At 67.0% G+C, this 2,093-nt stretch carries 2 protein-coding genes; both read right to left on the bottom strand.

What is annotated here, in order from left to right:
* On the bottom strand, positions 1 to 1,363 hold a 1,363-nt coding region (locus AC1VAN_RS19860), incomplete at its 3' end, for a TcfC E-set like domain-containing protein (RefSeq protein WP_480986540.1).
* 49 nt (positions 1,364 to 1,412) lie between these two features.
* Positions 1,413 to 1,919 carry a CS1 type fimbrial major subunit gene (locus tag AC1VAN_RS19855; protein ID WP_025874221.1) on the bottom strand — a complete coding sequence of 169 codons (507 nt, stop codon included), beginning with the start codon at positions 1,917 to 1,919 and terminating at the stop codon, positions 1,413 to 1,415.
* Positions 1,920 to 2,093: the final 174 nt, after the last annotated feature.

Raw genomic sequence — 2,093 nt, 5'->3', positions numbered from 1 at the left:
GGTGGTACACATTCCACGAAGCACGGCGACGGTAGGAAAGCTGATGCTGCTGGCCACGGCTGCCATCGCTGCCGTGCATGCCACTGAAGGTGGCGCGGACCTCCTGGGTCGCAAACACATGGCGCAGGTCCACCCGCAGTTCGCCGTAGCTGAAACCGCCCAGATCGGCGATGCCAGCGGTCATGGCCACGTTGCGCCCCATCGGCACGCGCAGGCCGCCCATGGCCGCCAGTTCGTCGTCGAAGCGGTCGCTGCGGCGCTCGTTGCGGCGGCCCCCCTGCAGAAACCACTGCACGCTGCTGTCGGTCCAGTCACCGCCCTTGTCGAACGGCGCGTCCTCGTTGCGTACCAGCACGCCGTCTTCGTAGATGCGCAGGCTGACGGTGTAGTTGCCCATGGGGAACCGGCGCGTATCGAGCTGGTTGATGCCTGCCTGCAGGTAGAAGGTCTGCAACAGGCGCTCGCCATCGAACGCATCCACACGCGCATCGCGCGCCAGCAGCACGGTGAGGGGCGTGGCCTGCACGGCGGCGGCGGAGTCCACGTAGGCCTGCGTGGTGCCCAGCCGCAGGCCCTGGAAGCGATCCATCGGCAGCATGCTGAAACTGAAGGTGCCGCCCTGCGGGCTGCTCAGGTTGCGGCGGTCCATGCGCCCGGCCTGCAGGTAGTGCTGCTGGCCCAGGTCATGGCGGTAGTAGGCGTTGTCTAGCTGGAAACGGCGGCTGGCAAGACCGCCGCGGTAGTGCTGCTGGCTGAAGGTCCAGTCGGCGGACAGGTGCCCGCGCTGGAACACGCCCAGTGCACCCATGCCCTGCGCGGCCAGCGCCTGGTAGCCCCGGCCACCGCTGACATTGAAGGTGTGCTGGTGCAGGAAGGCGTTCTCGGCATTGGCGCTGACCTGGTGGTAGCGCTCGGCAGCCGGCTCGCCGGGGATCCATTGGCGGGCGACAAACAGGCGCACTGCGCCCTCGCCTTCGTCATACAGCGCGCGCACGGCAGTGGGCTCCTGGGGAGGATCGATGTACCCGCAACCGGCACTGGCACCGCCGTAACGGCATGCCAGGTGGCTGTTGCGCGGCAGCGGCTGCGACAAGGCCGGCAGCAGCGCAGCCTGCGCTTCGGCGGACAGCTGCAATGCCTGCAGCGCCTCGGCCGGGGTTTCCAGCTGCACGTGTTCCAGGGTCACGCGCACCGGCACCAGCCCGGTCGAACGACCGAACAGACGGATCTCCAGTTGTTCGGTCTGGCCTTCGACCAGATCCTCGAAACCGGCGGGAACGCCGCGCGCCGCGACCAGGGGTGTGGCCAGCGACAGGGCGAGCGCGACCGCCAGCCGGGTGACGGCGGGTGCGGGAGCATTCATGGGGATTACCGGAAGCAGCCGGCCCGGCAAGCGGGCCGGCGCGGGTGCCTTACGGGCTGGTGGTCTTCTGCTGCATGGCGATGGTGACGATGCCTTCGTAGCTGCCGCCGCGGGCGATCGGCGCCTGGACGGTCTGTGCAATACGCAGCGCCAGCGGGATCGATGCGCCCGGCAGTGCGCCGTCGAACAGGTCGGTTGCGGAGAAGTCCTGCGCCGCCACGGTCAGCGCCCTGCCATTGAGGCTGACGGTCAGCGGCACCGGCGCGCCGCCACCATCGGTGTTGAGCAGCTGCGGGGTGCTGCCAACACGCACTTCGATGTCCTTGCTTTCATCGTTGGAGTAGATGCGCACCTGCTGCGACCAGGGCACCAGGCCGCTGACCGGGTTGTGGACCATGTTGACCACCGAATCCAGCGCAGTGCCATCGGCCTTGAGCAGGGCCAGGGTCGGATCGACGTTGGCCCAGACCTTGATGTCGGCATCGAATGCATTGGCGGACAGCGAAACGGTAGCCAGCGCTGCAGCGAGCGCGGCCTTCTTCAGGATGGAGTTCATGGTGTCTCTCTCGGACGGTGGGATATGAGGCCTCCAGTGCGGAGGCATCACCCGCCTGCGTGGGGGCGGGCGACGGAGAGAATGGTAGGTACGCCTACCCTGCGACGGCCATTCAACCATTCCTAAATAGCTGAACGTTAAGGAAATTCTTTGAAGGCGTTCAATGTTTGAGGG

Source organism: Stenotrophomonas sp. 05L44_2 (genome assembly GCF_056665995.1).
Note: the sequence above shows the minus strand (reverse complement) of the source record. Positions and strands in the feature narration are given on the sequence as shown.